Source organism: Amphibacillus sp. Q70 (genome assembly GCF_052055485.1).
Lineage (GTDB): Bacteria > Bacillota > Bacilli > Bacillales > Amphibacillaceae > Amphibacillus.
Genome location: NZ_CP197171.1, coordinates 3,751,340 through 3,777,309, shown reverse-complemented (window position 1 = coordinate 3,777,309; position 25,970 = coordinate 3,751,340). Strand labels below are relative to the sequence as shown.

Sequence of the window (25,970 nt, the reverse complement as noted above, 5' to 3'; positions counted from 1 at the left end):
TCTAGTATAATCTAAAAGATTAGAAATGAAAAGGGGTTATGCTGATTTTCTTTTAGGGAATACTTAGTAATAGTGTGTGTTCAAAAAGAGGATGAAAAAGCAGGTGTTGGTTAAAATTTCTGGCTTTCTATTACATGACTTTTGATGGAAGCGAGTTATCTCATCCTTATTGCCAGAATGTGCAAGGATTAACCGGAAATCTGCTTGTCAGCAAGATGTGTGAATGACCCTTTGACTTAAAGAGTATGACAGTCTGTATTTCATCACTGAAAAAAGTGAGGGACTTACTGAATATACAAGTCGATTTTTTGTCTATTTTCTCACTGGCGAAGCTTTTTATGTTTTGCTGAACAAGTTAAATCATTTTCATGAGAGGGGGAGGGTTTATTGTATCGAATGATAGCAGAAACATTAACGATTGAGCAAGTACGCGAGCTTCTTGAAACCAATCAATATGATACATTGATTGAAAAGCTGCTTGTTTTTTATGAAGGATTAGGTCCATTGCCAGGAATATTATTGCCCTTTATTGAATCCTTTCTACCATTCTTGCCTTTAATTGTTATTGTGATGACAAATGCAGCTGCATATGGTTTATTGAAAGGTTTCCTCTACTCATGGATAGGTGAAACCATTGGTTCGATTACACTTTTTCTAGTTATTCGCCATTTTCGCCATATTGCAGTATTTCGTTGGATTCACACTAATCGCCAAGTTCGGCGAATTACAGGCTGGTTAGAGAGACGAGGCTTCGGTCCTTTGTTTGTACTGCTATGTTTTCCATTTTCACCTTCATCAATTATTAATTTAGTCTCAGCTTTATCTAAAATCAGTTTATTTCAATTTTCGTTAGCGATATTACTTGGAAAGACAGTGATGATTTTTTCATTAGCTTATGTTGGCAGTAGCTTAGTCTCTTTTGCTGAGAATCCAGTAAAAACGATTTTAGTAGCTGTAGGTATATCGCTATTTTGGTTATTAGGAAAACAAATTGAGCGAAAATTATATAAGAGTGATGAAATTGATCAGTTAGCTGATCGGGAATCTTCAGGGCAATAATTAGTAGCTTCACTATAGCAGTGGGGCTTCTTTCATGTTATTAAAATGTAGTTGTCTCCATATTTTTCGGTTCAAAAGTTTTCGTTTTATGTTAAAATAGTCATACAGAACAAATGATCGTTCATGATTATAAATGAGAGGAGCAGAAGGTATTGTCTATTCGTATATTAGTTGGCCCAGCTACCGTTTCAAAAAGTGACCGCTGTATTGATGAAATAAGAACAGAATTACTTAGAAATGCTTATGGACGACCGATTATTTATCTTGTTCCAGAGCAAATGACTTTTCAACAGGAATATCAATTGTTAGCAGATAAACAAATAAAAGGCACTGTACGAGCTCAAGTCCTAAGCTTTTCGCGACTTGCTTTTCGAATTCTTCAAGAATGTGGCGGAGCAACGAAAGCTTTTATTAGCTCGACAGGCATTCAAATGATGTTAAGGAAGATCATTGAACAGAAAAAAACAGAATGGCATATTTTTCAGAAGTCAGTTGAGAAAAAAGGTTTTATAGAGCAATTAGATGCGATGATTACTGAGTTCAAGCGTTATCGGATTACACCAGAGATGTTAGCAGATCAATTAACAAGTACTGAAGAGTCGAAACGCTCAGATGCTCTTAACAAAAAGCTAGCTGATCTTCACTATCTCTATCAATCTTTAACCGAACTCCTTGCTAATCAATACATAGATGGAGAAGACCGACTAGGTTTATTGGCTGAAAAAATACCGCAATCCGCATATTTAAAAGATGCAATTGTTTATGTAGATGGCTTTCATCGTTTTACTCCCCAAGAGCAAGCTGTTATTGGGCAAATGATGAATCATGTTGAAAAAATGACTGTGACACTCACTTTAGAACCTTCAGAACTTGATGAACAGATTCCATTTGATATCTTTAGCCAGACTAAGGAAACCTTTGTACAGATACAAGCTCTTGCAACCGAACGGAAAAAGGCGATTCAAGTAGAACGGATAGAACCAGCAAAAGATTTAGCGCCACATATCATTCATTTAGAGCGTTATTTTGATAAGCGTCCCTCCCCAGTTTATGAGCAAGGAGCACCAATACAGCTTGCTTATGCTGTTCATCCACGTGCAGAAGTGGAAGGAGCTGCGCAAGAAATATTAAAACTCGTTCGCGATCAAGGGTATCGTTATAAAGATATTACTATTTTAATGCGGGATAGTGATCTTTACCATGATTTAATTAAAACAATTTTTGCTGATTACCAGATTCCTGTCTTTATTGACGAAAAGAAAGCAATGATCCATCATCCATTAATCGAATTAATTCGCTCTGGTTTAGATGTTATTTTAACAAATTGGCGGTACGATGCTGTTTTTCGAATGTTGAAAACAGGGCTTATTCCTGCAACAGAAAAGGAATTTCCCCTTGATCAAGAAGCCATTGATACAATAGAAAATTATGCACTTGAGTATGGTATTCGAGGACGGGGACAATGGCTCAGTAAAGAACCTTGGGTATTCCAACGCTTTAGAGGTTTTGACCAGGCAGCTCAAACCGATTATGAAAAATTGATGGAAGAGAAGATAAACGCTTATCGTCATCAAGTGGTTATAATGATGAGCTCTTTTGATCAGGATTTTCGTGAAGCAAATACCGTTCGTGAGAAAGCAGCAGTACTCTATCAGTGGTTAGAACAGCTAGGTGTAAGTCAGGAACTAGAGAATTGGCAAGCTCAGTTAGATCAAGAGGGGAAAATCGAGCAAGCCCGTGAACAAGAACAAGTTTGGCAAGCAGTGATTCATTTACTAGATGAAATGGTCGAAATGATTGGGGAAGAAACTTTATCAAATGAAATCTTTTATCAAACCCTAGAGGCTGGTTTGGATACATTAACATATAGTCATGTCCCGCCAACTCTTGACCATGTTGTCGTTGGCTCAATTGACCGTTCTCGAATCATGCGAGTAAAAGTAGCTTTATTACTTGGTGTGAACGAAGGCACTTGGCCGGCTAAACCACAGGTAGATACAATTTTATCAGAGGACGAGCGTTACCATTTAAAAGAGAAAGGAATTATCTTAGCTGATAGTGAAACACAACAGTTGATTGATGATTGGTTTTATATTTATTTAGCTGTCATGTTGGCTACTGACCGAATGTGGATCAGTTATCCTTTAAGCGATACGGAAGGCAAAGCAAAAATGCCTGCTTCACTCATCAAACGAATAACTAATCTATTTCCCCATTTAGCGGAGCCGATCTTGTTGCAAGATCCAGAGGAAATGATCGAGGCTGATCGTTTTGTGACAACACCGAAGAAAACCTTATCAGCACTTACGTCACAACTTGCTAAATATCAACGGTCTTATCCGATCGATTCGATCTGGTGGAGTGCCTTAAATTGGTTTTTAGCTAAAAAGGATCAAGACCCAATGATTCAGGATGTTTTACAAAGTTTATTTTATCAAAATAAACCCGTTCATTTAAATCAGGAGACAACGGAAGCAATCTATCAAAAGGAAATTCAGGCAAGTGTATCTCGCATGGAAATGTATCACCGTTGTTCCTACCAACATTTTGCTCAGTATACGCTTAAACTGACAGATCGCCCAACATATAAATTAGATGCGCCTGACATTGGTCAACTATTTCATGAAGCCTTAAAAACGATTACGGAGTGGATCGGGCAAGATGGGCGTACATTCAGTGATTTAAATCAAGATCAAGCCAATGAATATGCCATGAGAGCGATAAAAAAGTTAGCTCCGATTTTACAACATCAAATCCTGCATAGTTCAAATCGTTATCAATATATGCAGACAAAGCTGGAACAAATTGTGGCACGTGCAACTTATGTGTTAAGTGAACAAGCTCGGAAAAGTGACTTTGCTCCTGTAGGTTTAGAGGTTGGCTTTGGGTTAGGCCAACAATCACTTGATCCTGTGCGGATGATGTTACCGAATGATGTTGAGCTTATCTTGCGAGGACGGATTGATCGAGTTGATCAAGCTCGAATTGATGAACAATTATATTTACGAATCATTGATTATAAATCAAGTGCCAAAGGATTGAATTTGGTTGAGGTTTATTATGGATTAGCTCTGCAAATGCTTGCGTATCTTGATGTTATTTTGACAAATTCAGAACGCTGGCTTGGTTTACAAGCTGCACCTGCGGGGATGCTCTACTTTCATGTTCATGATCCAATCTTAAGTGAGCAAGAAGCATTGAGCCAGTCAGCCATTGAAGATAAATTATTTAAAAAATATAAGATGCAAGGCTTGCTGATTGATCAAGAACAAATTGTACAAATGATGGATACTGATTTGGCGTCCGGTATGAGTCCAGTTATCCCAGCTGGTTTTAAAAAAGATGGTTCGTTTAGAAGTGGCTCACAAGTTGCCAGTAAAGAAACATTTCAAATGTTACAAGATCATGTTCGGCAAATGATTGCTAGTGCTGGACTAGCAATTACAAATGGAGAAGTAGAATTAAACCCTTATCAACAAGCGGATCAAACAGCTTGTCGATTCTGTCCATTTAAATCGGTCTGTCAATTTGATCCAAGCTTGCCTAGCCACCATTATCGAAAACTGCCAGTGCTGAAAGATGATATGATTCTTGATAAAATGCGGGAAAGGAGGAACTAGATCATGCCAAAATGGACAGAAGCACAGACACAAGCCATTTATACAGCTGGACAAGATACTTTAGTTGCTGCGGCAGCTGGTTCTGGAAAAACCGCTGTCCTTGTAGAACGGATTATTCAAAAAGTGATTAGCGAGGATCACCCGATTAATATTGATCAACTATTAGTCGTTACATTTACTAATGCAGCAGCACAGGAAATGCGCAATCGGGTATCGGCAGCACTTGAACAAGCCTTAGAAGCTAAGCCTGTATCAAAACACTTGAAGCAGCAATTAACGCTATTACAGCAGGCTTCGATTTCGACCTTACACTCCTTTTGCTTAGATCTCGTTAAACGCTATAGTTATTTAATTGATATTGATCCTGGTTTTCGAATTGCTGATGATATCGAGGCAGATCTTTTACGACAAGAAGTCATCGAGGATTTATTCGAAGACTGGTATGGTGAGTCATTTGAAAAACAAGATGCCTTTTTTGATGTTATTGATCGGTTTTCGAGCGATCGAAGTGATCAGGATGTTGAATTACTGATTTTAAGGTTATACGATTTTGCGATGCAAAATCCATGGTCGGATCAATGGCTTGATCAAATTACTAACCAATATCATTTGGTTGATTCAATTGATGAAAAAGAATTAGCTTGGCTAAATATCTTAAAGCAAGAGGTCAGCGATCAATTAGAACAATCAGTCATTGACTTAGAGCAAGCACTGGAAATGACTCGAGCAAGTGATGGACCTTATCATTATGCTGAGGCGCTTGATTCAGACCTTATGTTAGTTCGAGAACTAAAGGCTAATTTAGCGCTAGGTTGGGATGATCTACAAGGTGCGTTTCAAAATCTATCCTTCAAAGCACTGTCGAGAAAAAAAGTGGACTGTGATCCAAATAAAAAGGATCGGGTGAAATTACTTCGCGACCGGAGTAAAAAACGGCTGAATGATCTAGCTAAACAATTGTTTGCCCGAGATTTAGCCGCTCATTTTCATGATATTTATGCCTTATATCCAACAGTTAAACAACTCGTCATTTTAGTTAAGGATTTTACCTCACGCTATCAAGCGTTAAAAAAAGAAAAAGGGTTAGTTGATTTTTCTGATTTGGAACACCATGCGCTCACTATTCTATGTGATCCGTCCAGTGATTCCAATAGTTTGCAACCTTCAAGTGTCGCGGAGGACTTGCGTCATAAGTATGAAGAAGTTTTAATTGATGAATATCAAGATACCAATATGGTGCAGGAAACAATCATTAAATTGGTTTCAAGAGAAGCACCTGGAAACCTATTTATGGTGGGGGATGTTAAGCAAAGTATTTATCGTTTCCGCCATGCTGAACCGTCTTTATTTATTGATAAATATAAACGCTTTTCAGAAGAGGACCATACAGGAAGGCGAATCGATTTAGCTAAAAATTTTAGAAGTAGAGAGCAAGTTTTAACAGCAGTCAATTATATTTTCAGACAAGTACTGGATGAAGAAGTTGGGGAAATCAGTTATGATCAGGATGCTGAATTAATATACGGAAATCTAAGTTATGAAGAGGCTAGTCAGTCTGATCTTGAAACAGAACTTGTTATTATTGATCGATCAGAACAGGAAATGACGGAGACTGAAGATGGTGAGGAAGAAACAACACTCGATTTGGCAAAAGCAGAAATTGAAGCTCGTGCTTATGCTAAGCGAATCAAAAGTTGGATAGGTGTAGGTGATTCAGAACCAAGGCTCATTTTTGATAAAGACACTGGGATAAGTCGTCCAGCTGAATATCGAGATATTGTTATTTTATTACGTTCGATGACTTGGGCATCAACCATTATGGAAGAATTGAAAAAACAAGGGATTCCTGTCTATGCAGAGTTAACGACAGGCTATTTAGAAGCAATTGAAATTAAAGTGATGTTAAATTTACTGAGAATTATTGATAATGCAAAGCAAGATATCCCTTTAGCAAGTGTGTTGAAATCACCTATCGTTGGGATTAATGAAGAAGAACTTGCTCAAATTCGATTAGTGAACCAAAGAGTAAGTTATTATGAAGCATTGCAAGCATTTTTACCCACAGTTGCCGATAAAAGTTTGAAAGCTAAATTAAGCCGCTTCTTAGATCAATTAGCCAACTGGCGTTCTTTAGCAAGGCAGGGAAGTTTATCAGATTTGATTTGGCAAATTTACCGTGAAACTGGCTATTATGATTTTGTAGCTGGAATGCCTGGTGGTCGTCAACGACAGGCGAATTTACGTGCTCTATATGATCGGGCAAGAGGCTATGAACAAACTTCCTTCCGTGGTCTATTTCGATTTCTACGAATGATTGAACGGATGGAGGATCGTGGCGAGGACCTTGGGGCAGCTAGAGCTCTTGGAGAACAGGAGGATGTTGTTCGGATCACAACGATTCATAAGAGTAAGGGACTTGAATACCCAATTGTTATTTTGGGTGCAATGGATAAGGTTTTTAATCAACAGGATTTACGCCAACGTTATCTCTTACACAAGGATTATGGTTTTGGCAGTCGGTTTATTGATCCAGAGAAACGGATTATGTATCCCACACTTCTTTATTATGGCATCAAACAATATATGAAACGCGAGCTTTGGGCTGAAGAGATGCGCGTCCTCTATGTTGCCTTAACACGTGCGAAGGAAAAGCTTGTTATGGTCGGAACAGTCAATTCTTTTGCGAAAAAACAAGCAAAATGGTTAGAGGCGGCTGACCATTCAGACTGGATTCTCCCAAGTGCGATGCGTTTAGAGATGGCCACATACATGGACTGGGTAGGAACTAGCTTGGTTCGTCATCGCCAAGGTGAGGCATTGAGAGGTGATCAACAAGAAGTTAAGATCCCTGAACAGATTTTTAATGACCCATCTCAGTGGAAAATTACCTTAGAACATGCTCAAGACTATCAATTTGTTTTAGAGGAACAACAAGAATGGGTTGATCTAAAGAGTAAAATAGTGAATGGGGAAGAGATTGAGGCACTTGATCCAATTCAAGATCAACTTGTTCATGACCGTTTATCTTTTCAATATCAATATGTACAGGCAACGAATCACCGAGCTAAACAATCTGTCACAGAAATCAAACGACAACAAGAACAAGTTGATGAAAATGCAGCAACAGATATGATTCGACCGTTTCAACCACAGATCACTGAACGTCCGGCCTTTATGCAGCAGGAAAAACGGTTAAGTAGAGCTGAGATTGGGACAGCGATGCATACGGTTATGCAACATATTCCATTTGATCAGCAATGGGATATGAATCGATTAACTGAGTATGTTCAGCAATTAGTCGTTCAGGAAATTCTTACCCAACAACAAGCAGATGTGATTGACATTCATGGCATCAAACAATTTTTCAATAGTGAAGCTTTCCAAGTTATTAGTGTGGCTAAAAAAATCGAGCGTGAGGTTCCTTTTAGTGTGATGATTCCAGCAAGCCAAGTTTATCAAAATTGGCAGAATGAGCAAGAAGAGCAGCTATTTTTACAGGGGATTATTGATTTGCTTGTTGAAACAGATGAAGGCTGGGTAATTGTTGATTATAAAACTGATCAAGTTGCTAAGGTGGTAGATGAACAGGAAATAAACCGTCTGAAAAAACGTTATCAGATACAGATTAAATTGTATAAAGAAGCGATAGAAACAATTTTACAGGTGAAGATCTATCAAACCTATTTGTACTTCTTTGATCAGTCCTTGTTGATTAATCTGTAGAAAAAGCAGAATGAGATAAAGTCTGATAAAAATAAACGAAAGCCTTATAAAATCAAGTATAACATTTGATTTTATAAGGTTGTTTTTTTGTTGAACAGAAGTGATATGTCTTGCTTCTTATAAAATATGAAACACTTTTCTTTGTGCAATATATCGTTGAAGAAGCTTTACTTGCTCCGTGAGTATGATGGAATTGAGCCACAAAATAAGAAAGATATTTTATTCTAACCATGCAAATGCTACGTGTCTTTCATCGGTACTATTTATCTCATCAAAACCATTTGTGAAGGCGTCGAAACCAGCAAATAAAGTCAACTTGGCTGACGAATCATTCGTTTAATATATACGAACAAGGTTTCCATCCTGATTTTAGTGTGCGATGGAAGTTAAAAAGAATAAATAATTGAAAACTTGTCACGACCATCTTGGATATTTGCATTGACTATCCATATAAATCTGCTATACTAATTTTATCGGTAATTGATAATGAATATCATTCCTATTTAAATTTGATAGTAGCTAATGATTATTAGTAGCTTTTATAGTAGAACATGAATAAAACCACTTTTTATTAGATGCTAGTTTTAGGGAACTCCATGATAGTGCTTGCGGACTATTCTTATTTTATGTATTTAATGTTTTAAAGAAAGGCGGTTAGAGAAATGATTGAAATTAAAGAACTAACAAAGAGTTACGGAAATAAATCTATTGTAAAAGATATATCGGTTCAAATTAAACCTAATAAAATCACATCGTTTATTGGACCAAATGGTGCAGGGAAATCAACATTACTTTCCATGGTAAGTCGATTACTCGATGCAGATACAGGCGAAGTTTTACTTGATAAAAATAATATAAAGAAAATGAAATCGACTGAATTTGCTAAGCGTATTGCCATATTAAGACAAGCGAATTTTTTAAATGTGAAATTAACGATTCGACAACTGGTATCGTTTGGCCGTTATCCGTACTCAAAAGGTCGCCTAAATGAAGAAGATAATCGAATCATTAATCAAGCCATTGAATATTTGAACTTAACAGATATCCAGCATAAATTCTTAGATGAGCTGTCTGGTGGTCAAAAGCAACGTGCATTTATTGCTATGGTTATTGCCCAAGATACAGAATATATTTTACTGGATGAACCATTGAATAATTTGGATATGAAGCATTCTGTGCAGATTATGAAAATATTACGTAAGCTTGTTAATGAACTAGGTAAAACTGTTATCATCGTACTGCACGATATCAACTTCGCTTCAGTTTATTCGGATCAAATCGTTGCTTTAAAAGATGGACGTCTTGTAAAACAAGGTCCAACACATGAAATTATTAATTCAGAGGCATTAAATGAAATCTATGATATGCATATTCCCGTTCATATGCAGAATAATTGTCGTTTTTGTGTGTACTTTGACTCTCATTAAATTTTAACACAGATAACCGTCTGTAAAACTCCTAACAACAAACACGACGGTGGTCACAGAGGCTATAATCTATAATCACCACGTCGTGTGTTGCGGTTATTTATCACGTCGAAAAGTTCTGTATGCTCCACATCATGTAGGCCTAACCCCCACTAATTGAAGTTTCGCTTTATGCAATGCTAGTGATACCCACCTATTTTCTATACCCATCAAAAACGACAGCAAATCAAAAAGGGTTCTACGTCAAGTAACGTTGGTGAGGAATTTTAGCCAACATATATTTAGTTGTTTATCACGAATCAAAGTAGCCGTTAGGTTGCTTTGATTCGTGATTCTTTTTGTTTATTATTTAATGACTTTGTTTCGATTGCTTTGAATTTGAAATGGATCATAATGCGTTTTTTATAATTATAAAAGTTCCGATAGCCATACGCTACTTTACTTAGTACCTTAATCTTGTTGTTTATTCCTTCCATTCGACCATTATTATATGGATACGTAAAACTATTCTTGATATAAGGGAGATGCTTTCTTAACGTCTTTAAGCTTGTTCTCATGTGACTAGAGATAAGAGAAGAGCTTCGCTCTTTTAATACACTTTCTAATCCTTTAAAAAGGTTCATGTCAATCGCCTTTAATAAACGTTGATAAAGTTCATCATTTGCTTTTAACTCAGGATCATAGCTTAACATTTCTTCAACAATACTTTTCTCTAGCCGTTGCCCAAACAAAGAATAATATTTGTCATTTGTAGAAGATCGTTTCCTTTCACTTTTTAATATGAGCTTCCAGTATCGCTTTAGCCAACGGTATTTTTTCATGTCCTCACGATTTGATGTCTTGAATCGATTCATGATTTTCACACGTGTTTTATTCATTGATCGATTAATCAATTGAACTAAGTGAAAACGGTCAATGATAATCTCAGCCCGAGGGGAAATCTCTTGAATGACATGAACATAGCTAGCGTTCATATCAATGGTGATTGTTTTGACATGTCGACGGTCATTAAGGCTATAGTTGGCGATAAAATGATTTTTTATCACACGGCTTGTACGCGCTTCTAAAATGTCTAAAATATCACCTGTTTCAGTATTAATATATTCAAAGGCCATCAATCCTTTTGCCTATTTAAATTCATCAAATGATAAATTTTCGGGTAATGCCTGGTGATGGTGCTTGATGGATTGTACTGTTTTATCAATCTCTCGTTGAGCAGTGTGCCAAGATACAGAACAATCTCTAGAAAGTGATTTTATAGACTGTGCTTCACCGCTTTTCAAAATAATCATCGCCTTTGATTGATTTGAAATATGACAGCTTGTTTCAACAATTGAGGTTTTAGCCGTAAAACTACTCCGACACGCTTTACAGAAAAAACGCTGTTTCTTTAGTTTAAGAAAGGTTAATGAGGTACCCGCCATTGGCAAGGTAATCCTAGATGTTTGTTTCCCATTTCTAATCACGACGTAGTTTTCATTCTTGATCCCACACTTTTCACAATGGGTTGGGTCATAAGTCAATTCACCACTAATAAATTTACACGGCTTCCCGTTGTATTCACCGAGTGTCACACAACCAGGTGAAAAAGTTATATTTTCATCTTGAACATCGATCAGAAATCTTATATCATTACAAGTAGACAAGTGAGTTCCCTCCTAGGATTATGGTTTTAGTCGACTTCAATTCTAAAGGGAAACTCACTTGTTTTCTATATTTAAATTTAAAAATATGAATCATCCATCACAAATTGATCTGCGACAAATCGGACGATTTGATGATTAGCAGTTAGCCGAACCGTAGACTCCTATGGGAACAGCACGCGTCCGAAGATCCGCTAAGAAAAGCTTTTTAAGCTTTTCTTAGCTAGCTGAGGTCGTGCCCATGGAACGCGAAGGTTCGGCTAACTGCGGGTTTATAACGTGAGTTATAAATGAGACAAATCATAAAATATTTAAATAAAAATATAGCGTCAATGAGTTCTGTTTTTTTACTCACCAACGCTATATATTGTACAACCAAAAAGATTTGCTGTCGTCATATTTAGTTCTTGCGATCAGTTATTCTCTGCTATTTCCACTACTTCTAAGAATTATAACTATTAACCTAGATTATGCATACGATAAAGGTATCCTTTGAGGGCATTCCACTTTCTACAGGTACGGGATTCAGCTAACTTAGTCAAGCCCAAATTACTTGATTAAGTGGACCTTCAGCTTGCGCTTTTTCCGTTAGAGTCTCCAGATGATTTAATGTCTGACTGTTTTACCTCTAAGGTGAGCGTTAAAAATTAGAAAAGCCCATTAAATATAGGCTCATGACTGACTATATATTACATGATTAATGATGCAGAATTAAGAATTTAAATCTTATTTTCTTAACATCGTGTGCCTTTAAAGACTATCAATCTTTATCATAAAGTTTTTCTTCTTAGGACTATAATTAAAAATGATACTCCGCCAACGATTTCAATTATAATTGAAACGACACCCTGAGCATTAAAGACATGATTCATAATAAAATATGCCCCTGTTAAAATCAAAAATCCTGTTGCAAGAGCCATTGGAAAAATATATCTATGGTCATAAGTGGGTGCTAACTGATAACTCATGGTTGCTACTAAAAATCCAAAGAAAGTAAGCGGTCCAACCAAAGCTGTTGAGATTGACATCAAAATCGCAACTAGAACAAGAGTATAAATAACGCTAAATTGATGATTAATGCCTAAAGAACTAGAGATGTCCTTACCAAGTGACATGACATTTAAACGCCTAGAAAAAAGAAGCAGAAGCAATGCGACAATGATGACTATTGGAATGACAATCGGAAAATATTCGGGATCTGCATTATTAACTGAGCCAAATAATCTTGCTTGCAAAATATCAAATTCAGACGGAGCAAGCAATTTTCTCATAAAAGTTGACAAAGACCTTAAGCCAGTTCCAATAATAATTCCAACTAAGAGCATGAGCTGTAAATTGCCATACCTCCCAGATAGTAGCCAGCCATAAAGGATTAAACACATCAATACCATAAGAATAACTTGAAATAAAAATGACCCAATCCCACTAAAACCTATAAACGCAGTCGCACCAAATAAAAATATCGCACTCGTTTGTATGGTTGTGTAAAGTGCCTCAAATCCTAAAAGTGAAGGGGTTATCACCCGATTATTAGTAACCGATTGAAAGGCAACGGTTGCTAAACTCTGGCAAGTTGCGGCAATAATCATTGCAATAACAGCAACTATCCTTCTTTGAACAACTGGGATAAAGGAAGGGGAATCTACTGGAACTGGGTTATTATAAACTAAAAGCCCATATGAAGAAAGAAGCCCTAAAGCAATCATTGTTATCAGCAAAATCCAATAACGCCTTTCTTCTTTTTTAGAGCGAAAAGCTTTATTAGCTCTTTTTTCATTAGGAAGGCTAGAATTAAGTTTGCCTTTTTTTTCATTAGTGTGTTTCAATTCGTTATCCTAGCCTCCTTCTTCTCAATAAAATAACAATAAAGACGACTGCACCCACTGTACCAAGTATTAAAGAGACAGGTACTTCAAACGGACTTATGATTGTCCGAGAAATGAGGTCAGCAGCAGTTAGAGTTCCCATTCCTACCACACATACCCAAGGTAAATTACTTCTGAGATCATCACCTCTAAACATTGAAATAATATTGGGTACAATTAAGCCTAAGAAAGGTAAGTTTCCAATAACGGCTGCAACCGTTCCAACTGCAAAGGCGATAAGAGCAGTACCAATGAGAACGATCTTATTATAATTTACGCCTAGACTTGTTGTGACATCTTCTCCTAAGCTAGCTAAAGTCAATCGATCAGCATAAATAAAAATAAGAAAAGTAACTAAAATAATCAGCCACAAAAACTCATACCTTCCAGTTTGAATCGATGCAAAAGATCCTATAAACCAAGTTTCAATATTTTGCGTCATTTGAAAAATGAGTCCAACAAAAGTGGAGATTGCAGAAACGACCGATCCAAGCATAATGCCAATAATCGGGACAATTAAAGACGAACGAAGTTTAACACTTCTTAAAAACAAAAAGAAAACCATCGTTCCTATAAAGGAAAAAATGATTGCGCCAGTCATTCTTAGAACCAAAGAGGGAGCAGGAAATAATAAATAAACAAAAATCAGTCCTAGTCCTGCCCATTCGATCGTTCCTGTAGTAGTGGGTTCCACTAAGCGATTCTGTGTGATAAGCTGCATGACGAGTCCTGACATTGCCATTGCAGCTCCAGTCAGCATCAGTGATGCTGTCCTTGGAATACGAGTGATGAAAAACATTTCCATTCCATCCTCATGTCCTCTTAGGTCATAAACGCCAGTAAACATAGAAATAATACCTAGAATAATAACAATAATGATTGCTAAAATAAAAGGTTTCGTCCAAATATTTTGATGATTATAGTTTTGGGGCTGAGAATTCCCAGCCCCAAACATTTTATGTGTTATATTTTTTGGCACTATAGTTATACTCCTCTATACTATTGAGCTAAAGTATCTGCAATTTCTTCAAACATCTTTATAAATGTTTCAATTGATTCATTTGTATACGTATCCGCTGGGGCATAATATAACTGTTCTTCAGTAATAGCGGTTGTATTTTGAAGAGCAGGTGCATTATCAATAACATCCTGAGCAGGAACTGTATCCTCTGTAGAAGATGTTCCAGCATCACGATCCATTACAAAAATCCAATCAGGATTAGTTTCCGCAATCGCCTCAACAGAAATATCATCGCCTTGATGGTCTGAAGAAGCATGGTCAATTTCTAATGATGGAGTCCAGTCGAAAATATCATACAATGGTCCCCAAACACGACCAGATTGAGGTGCTGAAAAATTAATATCTCCACCAGATACGACAACACTCATAATTGTATCTGTTCCATTATATGCAGATTTGGCCGCATCAGTAGCTTGATCAAAATCAGCTATCAATTGTTCAGCTTCTTCGCTCTTATCAAAAATGAGTCCTAAAGAGGTTGTAATATCCTTAAATCCATTTACTAAGTTATCTCCTGGTGTATCAGCTTCTTCTGAAACATCGATATTAAGATCAATAACGGCTGCATTGGGCACTAATGCTTTTATTTCTTCATAAAAGCCACCAAATCTTTGACCAACAATAACAAGTTCAGGATCTGCGGCAGCTATAATTTCAAGGTTTGGTTCGCGATGGTTCCCTATGTTTTGAATTGATTCGTCGTCTGCATATGGTATTCCTGCTGGTATTAAATCTCTTGGAGCAGCTACTAATTCAATGTCCCAACTAGCTAAAGTTTCAAAGCTTCTACTATCCAAAGAAACAACATTCTCTGGATTTACAGGTACAGTGACAGTTCCATGTGCGTCTGTGATTTCAACTGTTGCATCCTCGGAAGAATCATCTTCTTGCCCATTACTTTCTGGTGTTTCATTATTTGAATTTGAGCAAGCTGCTAACATCAAAGCAAAAATTGCAATTATCGCTACACTAAAACTTAGTCTGAAAAAGTGACCTTTTTTCATTTATACACCTCTCCTTTTATTATATATCAGTTTTATAGATGGGTAAATTATTGAATTAATGAAATTAATATCTTTGTTATTTTTGTATTTCACTATAGTGCACAACAACCATACATTCTAAATGATATTGATTCTCACTCTCAATAACTTTATTTAAGTATAGCAAATCAAAAAATGCTGTCAACTGTATTTTAGTAACTTTAGTTGTTAATGGTAAACTTGCTCTTATTCGTATTTTAGGGACTTTAAGCTTATTGATACGCCAACTTTGCAGCTAATTCTATCGTAGTCATAGGGCCTCGAAACCAAAAGCATGTGATGTTGTAGCGATAAATGTTAAAAGAGAGAATATCTTTGTAGGTGAATTCAGTGTTTATGCGGAAACTCAATGTTTATAATATTTTTTTGTTGGAAAAACGTAAAAAGACTTTATAACTAGGTCAACATGACCGAAAATAGTAATATAGCTTAAAAGATATAGGATAAAGGCTTCATCTAAATTGAGCTTTTATAAGAGAAGGGGAAAAGTAATGACTGTGAAAACAAATAACATCAATGCAGTAATCAAGGAAGTATACAATGGAACTATATTTGCGGTAAAAAATATTATACCGCTTGAACCAAATATAGGTGCACCCCAATTGATTAATCCGCCTTTAACGGTTAATTTTGGCGTGATGATTGGGTTTACTGGCGGATTAAAAGGAGAACTCGTTTTACGATCAGATGAGGCTTTTATTGGTGAAATTGGTGAAGTAATGTTTGGTATGCCTTTGTCAAATGACATGTTAGAATCGTTTGCTGGTGAACTTGGTAATATGATTGCTGGGAGTCTATCTACGTATTTAGCAGAAAAAGATATTAAAACAGATATTACACATCCGACCGTTTTAAAAGGAGACGCACAGCTTACTGGATTTAAGCGTGCATTGCTTGTTGAAATTGAATATTCAGAGAGTAAAAAAATAGCTATTTACTTACTGATCAATCAATAAAGTAGTGACTAAATATGACAAAAGTCATCATTGTTAAATGTATTTAGAGGGTTTATGCTTAATTTAGCAGATTGTCAGGGTAATAGGTCGTTAATCATGGTATAATTGAGACATTATAGTAAGGTAAAGGGGTTAAGCATATGAGTACTGAAAAGTTTATTGTTTTTCAATTAAATGGACAAGAATATGGAGCAAGTATCCAACAAATTGTTTCGATTGAACGATTACTGGAGATTGTTCCTTTACCAAAGGTTTCTGATTTTATTGAAGGGATTACCAAGTTACGTGGTGATGTTATTCCTGTTATTGATTTGAAAACGCGAATGAGTTTACCTAAATCAGATGAAACCGATCAGTCTAGAATGCTCGTCTCATTAGTTGATGGGGTTTCTGTTGGTTTTCTTGTTGATGCTGCTTCTGATGTCATTGATATTGATGAGACGATAATTGAGCCCGCTCCAACGACAATTAAAGGAATTAATGCTAATTTCTTAAGTGGTGTAGCTAAGCTCGAAGATCGCTTATTATTAATCATCGATTTATCCTATGTATTAAATTATGAAGAACTAACAGAAGTAAAACAAGTTGTTGAAGAAGAAGAGAATTAAAGATAGGGGAGAAATAGAGAAATGGCTCGTATTTTAGTAACAGATGATGCAGCTTTTATGCGTATGCAATTAAAGAATATTTTTGAATCGTTAGGACATGAGGTTGTGGGTGAAGCTGAAAATGGACAAATGGCTATTGAATTATATAATGAATTAAAGCCAGAACTAGTGACCATGGATATTACAATGCCTGAGATGAATGGTGTGGAAGCAGTCAAAGGAATTAAACAGAATGATCCAAATGCAACAATCGTCATGTGTTCAGCTATGGGACAACAACAAATGGTGTTAGAAGCAATTCAAGCTGGTGCGAAGGATTTTATTGTAAAACCATTTGATCAAGAACGAATTAAACAAGCGATTGGGAAGATATTTTAAAAACGAGATTCTACATAAATAAAATATCGCTAGCTACTTAATGTTTAAGTTGTTTAATGTTTGGGATTATATGTATAAGGAGAGTTTTGAAATGAAAAATAAAATGAATATCATTTATTTGACTGTGGTAGTTAGTATTCTACATATTATTGCATTAGGTTATACCTTGTTTTCATTAGGAGTGTTAACAAGTATCAGCGTGGACGGTATTATAATCGTCGTTGCTGCTTTCATTATTAGTCTTATCATAGCTTTCTTATTCGCTAGAAACCATTCAAAAGATATGGAATTTACTCAAAAAAGGCTTGATGCTCTAGCAAGTGAGGAAATACTTGATTTACCAGAAGGAAAAGTAAAAAATAAAGATTTACAAATGATTAATGATAAAGTGGCTTCTGCTCATAGCAATTTTGAAAAAATGTATCACTTTATTACTAAGATTACAGATCACGTTAATGAACAAACGAATGTTCTAAATAACAGTGTGGTTGGTTTAACTGATGATAGCAACAATATTGCTCATACCATGCAAGAAATATCAAGCGGGGCAGATGAGCAGGCTCAATCAGCCTCGACTTTAACAGAAACAATGCAACAATTCACCGAAACCATTATGAATGTTGCACTAAACGGTGAAGGAATTAAAAGTGAATCAGAAAAAATGCTTAATATTACCAATGAAGGTCGGCAATTAATGGATCAATCTGTTGATAAAATGATCATTATCGATAACACGATTAAGCAGTCATTAGAAAAAGTTAAAGGTTTAGATGATATGACTTTGAAAATCACTCAACTTGTTACGGTTATTCAAGAAGTTGCCGAGCAAACCAATTTATTAGCACTTAATGCAGCGATTGAGGCAGCTCGTGCGGGTGAACATGGTAAGGGATTTGCTGTCGTGGCAGATGAAGTTCGTAAATTAGCTGAGCAGGTAAGCTTGTCTGTTAATGACATCACAACAACTACAACAGGCATTCAAGAGGAATCATCAGCTGCTGTTGAAGCATTAGAAGAAGGTTACCAAGCGGTAAGTGAAGGCTCAGAACAAATTCAAACAACAGGGGATACGATTAAAAATCTTAACACGATCATTAATAATATGAGTGGGGAAATTGCTAACGTATCGAGTTCATTGTATGACGTTTTGGATAATACAAAATTAATAAATGATTCTATTGCCAATATAGCAAGTGTTTCTGAAGAATCAGCAGCAGGAATTGCCGAAGCTGACTCTTCCTCCGAACGATTAAATCAATCGATCAAGGAAATTCAAGAAATGCAAGAAGGTTTCGAAAAAAATATTGCAGAATTATTCATGTAAAAAACATTCTCAGATTAGTGGGTAAGGTCATCAGTCGATGAACCTTATCCACTATTTGTTTTTAACGTTAATGGATGATTTGATTTTTTTCGGATCAAGTTGCAGCAACGATTGTGTTTATTAGATAAAGGTGTTTTCTCAATATAAGTAAAGTTAAATAATTGCTTCTTCTGATGAAAGAACATAAAATGAGCTATAAAGAAGATCAAAGAGGGGGCTTTAATTTATGGAACTCTTCAACAGTTACATTAAAAATGAACGTCAAAAAAGACTATTTCAAATGGCTGAGCGATTGGCGAATAAAGCTCAAGAGCGAGTAAAATCGGCAGAAGAAATGGCAGAATTACCAGCGGAGACGGTAGCCGATTTTCGCAAAGAGAATTTTTTCTCAATTACATTACCTAAAGCTTTAGGCGGTGAGGGGTTATCATTATATGAATTGGTTTTAATCCAAGAGCGACTAGCTGCTGGTGATGGAGCAACAGCCCTTTCAGTAGGTTGGCACTTAGGTATTGTTAAGGAACTCGCAGAAGAGCAGCTTTGGGAACCAGCTATTTTTGATAAATTTGCTAAAGAGATTGTTGAAAAACAAGCAGTTGTCAATCGGATAGCGTCTGAACGAGCGACTGGTAGTCCGACACGTGGTGGTGTGCCTGAGACGACAGCAACAAGACAAGGGGATCATTATTTATTATCAGGAAGAAAGATTTTTTCCACAATGGCATCGGTTCTTGATTACTATATTGTATCAGCTTACGTTAAGGATAAAGAAGCAGTCGGCTCATTTTTAATCAAAAGTGATTCACCAGGTATTTCAATTGATAAAACATGGGATACATTGGGTATGCGTGGAACGGGTAGTGATGATGTTGTTTTTGATCAAGTTAAAGTTGATGCAACACGGCTTGTTGAATTAAATAATCAAGCAAATCCACGCAAGGCAAAAGGCTGGATGCTCCATGTTCCTGCATGTTATTTAGGAATTGCAATCGCGGCAAGAAATGAAGCAATCCATTTTGCTAAGAGCTTTAAACCCAATAGTCTAAAAACCTCTATCGCTAAAGTGCCACATATTCAGCAAAAAATTGGTGAGATGGATTTAAAGCTTATGCAAGCGAGAAGTTTTATGTATCAAACAGCAATGGAGTGGGATAATCGAACACCAGAAGCACGGCAAGAATTAAGTTCGGAGTTAGCAGCGGTAAAAACAGTGGCAACGAATATAGCTAATGAGGTTGTTGATCTTGCTATGCGAGTAGCCGGAGGTCGTGGATTATCAAAAGCTAATCGATTCGAGCAATTATATCGTGATGTAAGAGCTGGCTTACACAATCCACCAATGGATGACATGGTGATCCAAATCCTAGCTAAACGTGCTTTAGCCGAATAAAAGTACTAAACACCCCTTAACTTGGCATAGGCATATTAAGGGGTGTTTTTAATGGAAAATGACTTTGATTCAAAGCAAATGTACAGTTATCAAAAACTCAAAATAGATTTAAATGATGTGAAAAAACAATTTCCAGACCAAGTTGAACTAATAACAATTGGTTCTTCAGTGGAAGGACGAGATTTATATGCATTACGGATAGGTTCAGGAAAAAAGGCAGTCTTATGTCACGGTGCTCATCATGCCAGAGAGTGGATGACCACACGTTTGATTGTAGACTTTATTAATCATTTACTGACCGATTGTAGTTGGCCGTGGCTTTCGATTAGGGAAGATTGGTTAACTGATATTACATTTTGGTTTATTCCAATGGTTAATCCAGATGGTGTGACATTAGTACAGGGAGGAATCAATGACTTATCTAATCGAAAAGAATTAATCGATTGGAATAATAACTCTACTGATTTTACCGGCTGGAAAGCCAATAGCAGGGGAGTAGATTTAAATCGACAATATCCTGCGGATTGGGAGTCTATCCAAGCTGATCCGGGTCAACCTAGTTCTAGTCATTATAAAGGTAGTCATCCATTATCTGAACCCGAAACACAAGCGATCTATCAATTTGTTAAGCAATATCATTTTGATTGTGCAATTGCTTATCATTCCTCAGGAGAAGAGATCTTTTGGCGCTATACCTTACCTGATGATTTAGTGGATCAACATCGCCCCCTAGCAGAAAGGTTGGCAGAAGTGACGAGGTATCGATTAATTGAACCTGAAGGAACACCAAGTGGGGGTGGTTTTACGGACTGGTTTTTGACACAATTTCAAAAGCCCGCCTTTACTATTGAAATTGCTCCATCGATTGGGCCACGACCAGTACCTGATCATTTATATAAACAAATTTTTCAAGCCAATGAACTCGTTCTTTATACAATTGCCTCCTACTTAATTGATTAAATCATACAATCTTTTCAAAATATGATACAAATCTTTCGAAAAATTGCTATAATAAATATATCAAATAGTAAGGGGTGGTCTCATGTTTAAACATATTGTATTAGCTTTGGATGGATCAGAGTATGCGATTCGTGCCAGTGAAAAAGCAATTTATCTTGCTCAAAATAATCCAGAATCAAAAATCACTGTATTATATGTCGTTGATGCAGCGACATCAAAAGCTGATGCCACACATCTTTACAGTGCTTCTGAATTAGACCAAAGCCGAAAAGAAAAGCTAGAAATTTCAGAACGAAAATTGAAGCAAGCAGAGATAGATTATGAAATTAAAATATTACATGGTGATCCAGGTCCAACTATTGTTAAATATGTTAATAATAATAAAGTAGATTTATGTGTGATTGGCAGCAGAGGATTAAATAGATTGCAAGAGATGGTATTGGGTAGTGTTAGTCACAAGGTCGCTAAACGGGCAGAATGTCCAGTATTAATTGTAAAATAAATAATCAAACTCCTTCTAATGTGAGTGCAAAAGGCAGACGAAATTCAACCTGCCATTTCATTGGTCTTTTTGAACATTTTCTTTTAATGCATTCACTTAGAAGGAGTTTTTAATTAGCTGGCTCTTTTTTAATGACAAGCAGGACATAGACCATAGATTTCGAATTTATGATCCTCAATAGTGAAGTTATCCAAGGCTTTTGGTAAATGATTCATCGGACAATCTTCTATCTCTTGTGTCGCCCCACATGCTCTACAGATGAAATGATGGTGGTGATGCTCTGCACAAGAGATTTGATAATGCTTTTCACCATCTAATTCAGTTGATTCAAGAATACCTAATTCATGAAATAGATTCAGATTTCGATAGATCGTATCAAAACTGATTCCTTTAAAATAAGATTCCATATAGTTTAATAAATCTTTCGCTGTACGATAACGATCTTCTTTTGAAAAATAGGTTAACATAAATTCGCGCTTATCTGTGTATTTATAGCCTGCATCTTTTAAAATAATTAATGCTTTTTCTATATTCACAAAATCGCCTTCCTTCTCCTCATATTAAGCCAGAGTTTTTTACCACCTATTGTTAATAATAGAATAAGAATTGAAATCATCACGATTGTCCCACCTGGTGGAATTTCTAAATAATAGCCAGATATTAAGCCGCCAACAACTGAGATTTCTCCAAAAATAATCGAATAAACAATCGTTTGTTTAAATCCTTTTGCTAATCGAATGCTCGCCGCAACGGGTAATGTCATCAAAGCTGAAACTAATAGCACACCAACAATTCGAATGGATGCAGCAATTACTAAAGCTGTTAGGACAATAAAAAGAAAATGAATACGCTGTGAATGAATGCCAGAGACCCTTGCATGCTCTTCATCAAAGGATAACATAAAAAGTTCTTTATAAAAAATCATCAGTACTGTGACAACAATGATGGTAATGAATAAAATACCGTAAAGATCGTTACGGCTAACTGCAGAGACAGAGCCAAATAAATAATTGTAAAGATCATTGTTAAAACCATCAGCTAACGAAATAAAAATAACACTTAGCCCAACTCCAGCTGATAAAATGATTGGGATAGCCAATTCCTGAAAAGCTGAATAAATTCGCCGTAATCGCTCAATTAATACAGCTCCTACAATTGAAAAGATGGTTCCATAATAAAAAGGTGTTAAAAATAATAAGCTATATTTTTTCTCGATAAAAAGTCCAAATGCAATACCGGCCAATGTGACATGAGAAAGACCATCAGCAATTAGTGAGAGACGCCTAACGACAACAAATGATCCTAATAATGGGGCAATTAAACCAATTAACAGCCCAGTATATAATGTGTTTTGTAAAAACGGATATTGAAAAAAATGGGTTAACATAATGAAGCACTTCCTTAATGATGATGGGTCACTAAATTTAAATCGTGACCATAAAATTGTGAAATTTGTTGTTCTGATAAATTGGAAAAATCACTAGTTTCCCCATGGAAATGCATCACTTTATTGAGACAAGCAACCCCATTAACATATTTGGTTACCGTACCAATATCATGTGAAACGAGTAATAGTGTAATGTTATTTTCTTTATTTAATTTGTTTAATAATTGATAAAATTTCTGTACGTTCTCTGTATCAATTCCAACAGTTGGCTCATCTAAAATAAGCAATTTCGGATCACTCACGAGGGCACGTGCGATAAAAATTCGCTGTTGCTGACCGCCGGATAAATCACCAATATTTTGATGGATATAGTCGGACATCCCCACTGTCTCAATAGCTTTGAGTACTTTTTCTCGATCTGCTTTAGTAAAGAATTTAAAATAGCCGATGCTTGCAGTTAATCCAGTTGAGACGACTTCCTTAACGGTAGCGGGGAATCCATGATTAAATGCACTCGATTTCTGTGAAACAAAACCAATGCTGTTCCAGTCATTAAATTGCTGGATACTTTGCCCGAATAAGCGAATTGAGCCTTGCTGCGGTGTAATTAAACCAAGCAATAATTTGATTAGCGTTGTTTTCCCACCACCATTAGGACCAATTAAGCCCAAAAAAGCTCCTTTATTGATTTCAATATTAATATCAGTTAAAGCCATTTTATCTTCATATGCATAATGAAGATCTTTAATTTCTACGATAGGCTCTTTCATTATCTAACCTCAATTCTTAAAGCAACTGTTTATTATTCTGAATGATTCATCACACAATATGAAGTGAGTCATGAGCTTTTACTTAACGGATTTTTCTAACCTTTTAACGCAACACCTCAAAGGTGAATTGGCTAGATGACCTTTCAATAGTATGAATAAGCTAAGATTATATATAATTGTAGCTCTTTTCTTTAAAATTGTAAATAATAATGGTTACGTTTTAAAAAGTCACTTTAAATTACTTGCTGTTTGTTAGATTTTTATTATGAATCTGCTGTTACATAATTCTTTACTTTTCGGGAATAAATAGATTCATCCAAAGTAAATCCTTAAGTCGATCTTACGAATGACTAACCTCAAATGTTTTAGCCGATTTCCGACAGAAGACTCCTACTCCAAATTTCATTAGAAATGAAGTAGAGAGTAGTTCAATGAAAACTAAACTACAAAATGAATCGTTTTTAAAAATCAAATAAAAAAGTCCTAATGATTAGCTGTTCTATTACTAGGAATGAATGCCAATCGTTAGGACAATTTTATTGTTCAGCTTTAATGTGTCGGGAATTGATTCAGATAACCTGTAAATTGTTCGGCTGCCTGATTAATTTGTTGTTGATCTGCCTGGTCCAGACTATACCAACCATTTTTGAACATTAGATTATAGAGATGACGTTGCTGATTTTGTGTTTCGGTAAAGATTTGTAGCAGGTTTTCATAGTAAGTATGGTTACTACATTCATTTAATGCTGTAGAATAGCCATTTGTCATATATTTTTCTGTTGCAAGGAAATCATTGATAATATCTCGATCATTTAATTGTGGTGTTTTTTCAACAGGTGTTTCTGGATTTTGAACTTTACTTGCTTGCATTTGCCTTCCTCCTTAATGAACCGTTTGATTAGATTGACTTTTTGTCAGATTGAGTAATTTTTGATAATGTTGCTGATGCATTTGCCCAACCTGTTCAATGGCTTGCTTGATTTCTGGTAATTGACAATCCTTTGCTAAGTAATTGGCCTTTTTAACCACATTTAAATTCCATGACATCATATCCGTTAAATACAATAAATCTTTACTGCTGATCATCATTGGTGGTTGAGCCATTGATCCATTATTTTGTTGATTTGTCTGTTGCATACTCATATCCTCCTTATATAATGGTAATAATATTAATGTGGCTTAAAAGTTTGAAAATATACAAACAAGTAATAAGCAATTCACTAGCCAAATAATAATGTCCAATTTATACTGTATGTAAAGGTAATTTATAATTAAGGAGTGGGTCGGATGATTGATTTTTATTGTTATCCAAAGTGTAGTACGTGTCGCAAAGCTAAAAAGTGGATGGATGAAAATGATCTTGCCTATAATGATTTACATATTGTCGAGCAAGCACCGAATAAAGAGCAATTAGCGACTATTATTAAGAAAAGTCAGTTGCCAATCAAGAAGTTTTTTAATACTAGTGGGAAAAAATATCGTGAGCTACAATTAAAAGATAAATTACCACAGATGACGGATGATGAAAAGATAACTCTGCTTGTTTCAGATGGTATGTTAATTAAACGCCCACTTGCATTTGATGGTGAGAGAGTAACAGTTGGCTTTAGGGAAGAACAATTTGAACAAAACTGGAAATAATAAAGGAGGAAATAAAATGAATGTACCAAATGATTTGAAGTATACAGATGAACATGTTTGGGTAAAAAAAGAAGCTGGAAAAGTAACAATTGGGATCACAGATCATGCGCAGGATGAACTAGGTGATATTGTCTTTGTTGAGCTACCTGAAGTCGACGATCAACTTGTGGCAACTGAAACCTTTGGCAGTGTAGAGTCCGTAAAAACAGTTTCAGAGTTATATGCACCGATAAATGCTGTAGTTGTTGAAGTAAACGAAGCATTAGAAGATAGTCCAGAACTTGTAAATGAATCACCATATGAGGAGGGCTGGATGATTGTTGTTGAGTTAACAGATGAAGCAGATTTTGATAAGCTATTAACTTCAGAACAATACCAAAAAGTTCTTGATCAAGAATAAAAAAACTTTCTTTAACCTGGCACTTAGGTTAGCTCCAATTTGAGCCGTAGCTAACCTAAGTGCCATTTCTATTTATAAGTTAGGAAAGTAGAAATGCTGCTTTATAATTTGTGGAAGCAAAATTTTTAACGTTGTTTCCATAGGACAAGGAAAGCGTAGGGTTTTTCTGTAGCGGTCGTGTTAACCTGACAACATTGGTAATCCCAGTCCCAGCACCTGCATGACCTATGTCCTGCAGTCCTCAATCCTTGCG

23 protein-coding genes are annotated in these 25,970 nt (G+C 36.0%); 13 read left to right on the top strand and 10 right to left on the bottom strand.

Going from position 1 to position 25,970, the window contains the following annotated elements:
* Nucleotides 1-396 precede the first annotated feature (396 nt).
* The 4 genes from ACS127_RS17110 (at nucleotide 397) to ACS127_RS17095 (ending at nucleotide 9,829) form a co-directional block, all read left to right on the top strand.
* On the top strand, nucleotides 397-1,059 hold the full coding sequence (locus ACS127_RS17110; protein ID WP_440898172.1) for a TVP38/TMEM64 family protein: 663 nt from the start codon (nucleotides 397-399) through the stop codon (nucleotides 1,057-1,059).
* Between the two features lie 152 nt (nucleotides 1,060-1,211).
* Entirely contained in the window at nucleotides 1,212-4,679 is a 3,468-nt protein-coding gene (gene addB, locus ACS127_RS17105) for a helicase-exonuclease AddAB subunit AddB (protein WP_440896218.1), read from the top strand.
* A gap of 3 nt (nucleotides 4,680-4,682) precedes the next feature.
* The gene (gene addA, locus ACS127_RS17100; protein WP_440896217.1) at nucleotides 4,683-8,402 is read left to right on the top strand and encodes a helicase-exonuclease AddAB subunit AddA; all 3,720 of its coding nucleotides are present in this window, start codon (nucleotides 4,683-4,685) and stop codon (nucleotides 8,400-8,402) included.
* Nucleotides 8,403-9,064: 662 nt separating this feature from the next.
* Entirely contained in the window at nucleotides 9,065-9,829 is a 765-nt protein-coding gene (locus tag ACS127_RS17095) for an iron ABC transporter ATP-binding protein (protein ID WP_440896216.1), read from the top strand.
* 311 nt (nucleotides 9,830-10,140) lie between these two features.
* On the opposite strand, the gene ACS127_RS17090 is transcribed toward ACS127_RS17095, so the two are convergent.
* From ACS127_RS17090 to ACS127_RS17070, 5 genes are all read right to left on the bottom strand, one after another.
* Nucleotides 10,141-10,944: an ISL3 family transposase gene (locus ACS127_RS17090; protein ID WP_440896215.1), complete on the bottom strand. Its 804-nt coding sequence runs from the start codon at nucleotides 10,942-10,944 to the stop codon at nucleotides 10,141-10,143.
* Nucleotides 10,945-10,956: 12 nt separating this feature from the next.
* A complete protein-coding gene (locus ACS127_RS17085; RefSeq protein ID WP_440896214.1) occupies nucleotides 10,957-11,475 on the bottom strand; it encodes a transposase family protein in 519 nt (172 codons plus the stop codon).
* A gap of 767 nt (nucleotides 11,476-12,242) precedes the next feature.
* Nucleotides 12,243-13,178: an iron chelate uptake ABC transporter family permease subunit gene (locus ACS127_RS17080; RefSeq protein ID WP_440898171.1), complete on the bottom strand. Its 936-nt coding sequence runs from the start codon at nucleotides 13,176-13,178 to the stop codon at nucleotides 12,243-12,245.
* Between the two features lie 124 nt (nucleotides 13,179-13,302).
* Complete coding sequence (locus tag ACS127_RS17075) at nucleotides 13,303-14,292, bottom strand: ABC transporter permease (protein WP_440898170.1); 990 nt, start codon at nucleotides 14,290-14,292, stop codon at nucleotides 13,303-13,305.
* Between the two features lie 44 nt (nucleotides 14,293-14,336).
* On the bottom strand, nucleotides 14,337-15,362 hold the full coding sequence (locus tag ACS127_RS17070; RefSeq protein WP_440896213.1) for a siderophore ABC transporter substrate-binding protein: 1,026 nt from the start codon (nucleotides 15,360-15,362) through the stop codon (nucleotides 14,337-14,339).
* A gap of 530 nt (nucleotides 15,363-15,892) precedes the next feature.
* Between ACS127_RS17070 and ACS127_RS17065 the strand changes: the two genes are divergently transcribed.
* The 7 genes from ACS127_RS17065 (at nucleotide 15,893) to ACS127_RS17035 (ending at nucleotide 21,519) form a co-directional block, all read left to right on the top strand.
* Nucleotides 15,893-16,357 (top strand): chemotaxis protein CheX, encoded by a 465-nt coding sequence (locus tag ACS127_RS17065; protein ID WP_440896212.1) that lies wholly within the window; start codon nucleotides 15,893-15,895, stop codon nucleotides 16,355-16,357.
* Nucleotides 16,358-16,497: 140 nt separating this feature from the next.
* Nucleotides 16,498-16,965 (top strand): chemotaxis protein CheW, encoded by a 468-nt coding sequence (locus tag ACS127_RS17060; RefSeq protein ID WP_440896211.1) that lies wholly within the window; start codon nucleotides 16,498-16,500, stop codon nucleotides 16,963-16,965.
* Between the two features lie 21 nt (nucleotides 16,966-16,986).
* The gene (locus ACS127_RS17055) at nucleotides 16,987-17,343 is read left to right on the top strand and encodes a response regulator (RefSeq protein ID WP_440896210.1); all 357 of its coding nucleotides are present in this window, start codon (nucleotides 16,987-16,989) and stop codon (nucleotides 17,341-17,343) included.
* A gap of 91 nt (nucleotides 17,344-17,434) precedes the next feature.
* Nucleotides 17,435-18,667, top strand: coding sequence for a methyl-accepting chemotaxis protein (locus ACS127_RS17050; RefSeq protein WP_440896209.1), 1,233 nt, complete (start codon nucleotides 17,435-17,437; stop codon nucleotides 18,665-18,667).
* A gap of 226 nt (nucleotides 18,668-18,893) precedes the next feature.
* On the top strand, nucleotides 18,894-20,057 hold the full coding sequence (locus tag ACS127_RS17045) for an acyl-CoA dehydrogenase family protein (RefSeq protein ID WP_440896208.1): 1,164 nt from the start codon (nucleotides 18,894-18,896) through the stop codon (nucleotides 20,055-20,057).
* A 51-nt stretch (nucleotides 20,058-20,108) separates the two neighbouring features.
* Nucleotides 20,109-21,017, top strand: a complete 909-nt coding sequence (locus ACS127_RS17040) for a M14 family metallopeptidase (RefSeq protein ID WP_440896207.1) — start codon at nucleotides 20,109-20,111, stop codon at nucleotides 21,015-21,017.
* An 82-nt stretch (nucleotides 21,018-21,099) separates the two neighbouring features.
* Nucleotides 21,100-21,519: a universal stress protein gene (locus ACS127_RS17035; RefSeq protein WP_440896206.1), complete on the top strand. Its 420-nt coding sequence runs from the start codon at nucleotides 21,100-21,102 to the stop codon at nucleotides 21,517-21,519.
* 128 nt (nucleotides 21,520-21,647) lie between these two features.
* On the opposite strand, the gene ACS127_RS17030 is transcribed toward ACS127_RS17035, so the two are convergent.
* The 5 genes from ACS127_RS17030 to ACS127_RS17010 all read right to left on the bottom strand — a co-directional run bounded on the left by ACS127_RS17030 (nucleotide 21,648) and on the right by ACS127_RS17010 (nucleotide 24,813).
* Nucleotides 21,648-22,055, bottom strand: a complete 408-nt coding sequence (locus ACS127_RS17030) for a Fur family transcriptional regulator (protein ID WP_440896205.1) — start codon at nucleotides 22,053-22,055, stop codon at nucleotides 21,648-21,650.
* Nucleotides 22,052-22,906 carry a metal ABC transporter permease gene (locus ACS127_RS17025; protein ID WP_440896204.1) on the bottom strand — a complete coding sequence of 285 codons (855 nt, stop codon included), beginning with the start codon at nucleotides 22,904-22,906 and terminating at the stop codon, nucleotides 22,052-22,054. The genes ACS127_RS17030 and ACS127_RS17025 overlap by 4 nt, the downstream gene beginning before the upstream one ends.
* A 14-nt stretch (nucleotides 22,907-22,920) precedes the next feature.
* A complete protein-coding gene (locus ACS127_RS17020; RefSeq protein WP_440896203.1) occupies nucleotides 22,921-23,676 on the bottom strand; it encodes a metal ABC transporter ATP-binding protein in 756 nt (251 codons plus the stop codon).
* Nucleotides 23,677-24,225: 549 nt separating this feature from the next.
* Nucleotides 24,226-24,546: a spore coat protein gene (locus ACS127_RS17015; RefSeq protein ID WP_440896202.1), complete on the bottom strand. Its 321-nt coding sequence runs from the start codon at nucleotides 24,544-24,546 to the stop codon at nucleotides 24,226-24,228.
* 12 nt (nucleotides 24,547-24,558) lie between these two features.
* Nucleotides 24,559-24,813 (bottom strand): spore coat protein, encoded by a 255-nt coding sequence (locus ACS127_RS17010; RefSeq protein WP_440896201.1) that lies wholly within the window; start codon nucleotides 24,811-24,813, stop codon nucleotides 24,559-24,561.
* A 150-nt stretch (nucleotides 24,814-24,963) separates the two neighbouring features.
* Here ACS127_RS17010 and ACS127_RS17005 point away from each other — a divergent pair, with 150 nt between their 5' ends.
* Together ACS127_RS17005 and gcvH are read left to right on the top strand one after the other, a co-directional pair.
* Nucleotides 24,964-25,317, top strand: a complete 354-nt coding sequence (locus tag ACS127_RS17005) for an arsenate reductase family protein (RefSeq protein ID WP_440896200.1) — start codon at nucleotides 24,964-24,966, stop codon at nucleotides 25,315-25,317.
* A gap of 16 nt (nucleotides 25,318-25,333) precedes the next feature.
* A complete protein-coding gene (gcvH, locus tag ACS127_RS17000) occupies nucleotides 25,334-25,717 on the top strand; it encodes a glycine cleavage system protein GcvH (RefSeq protein WP_440896199.1) in 384 nt (127 codons plus the stop codon).
* The last annotated feature ends 253 nt before the right edge of the window (nucleotides 25,718-25,970 follow it).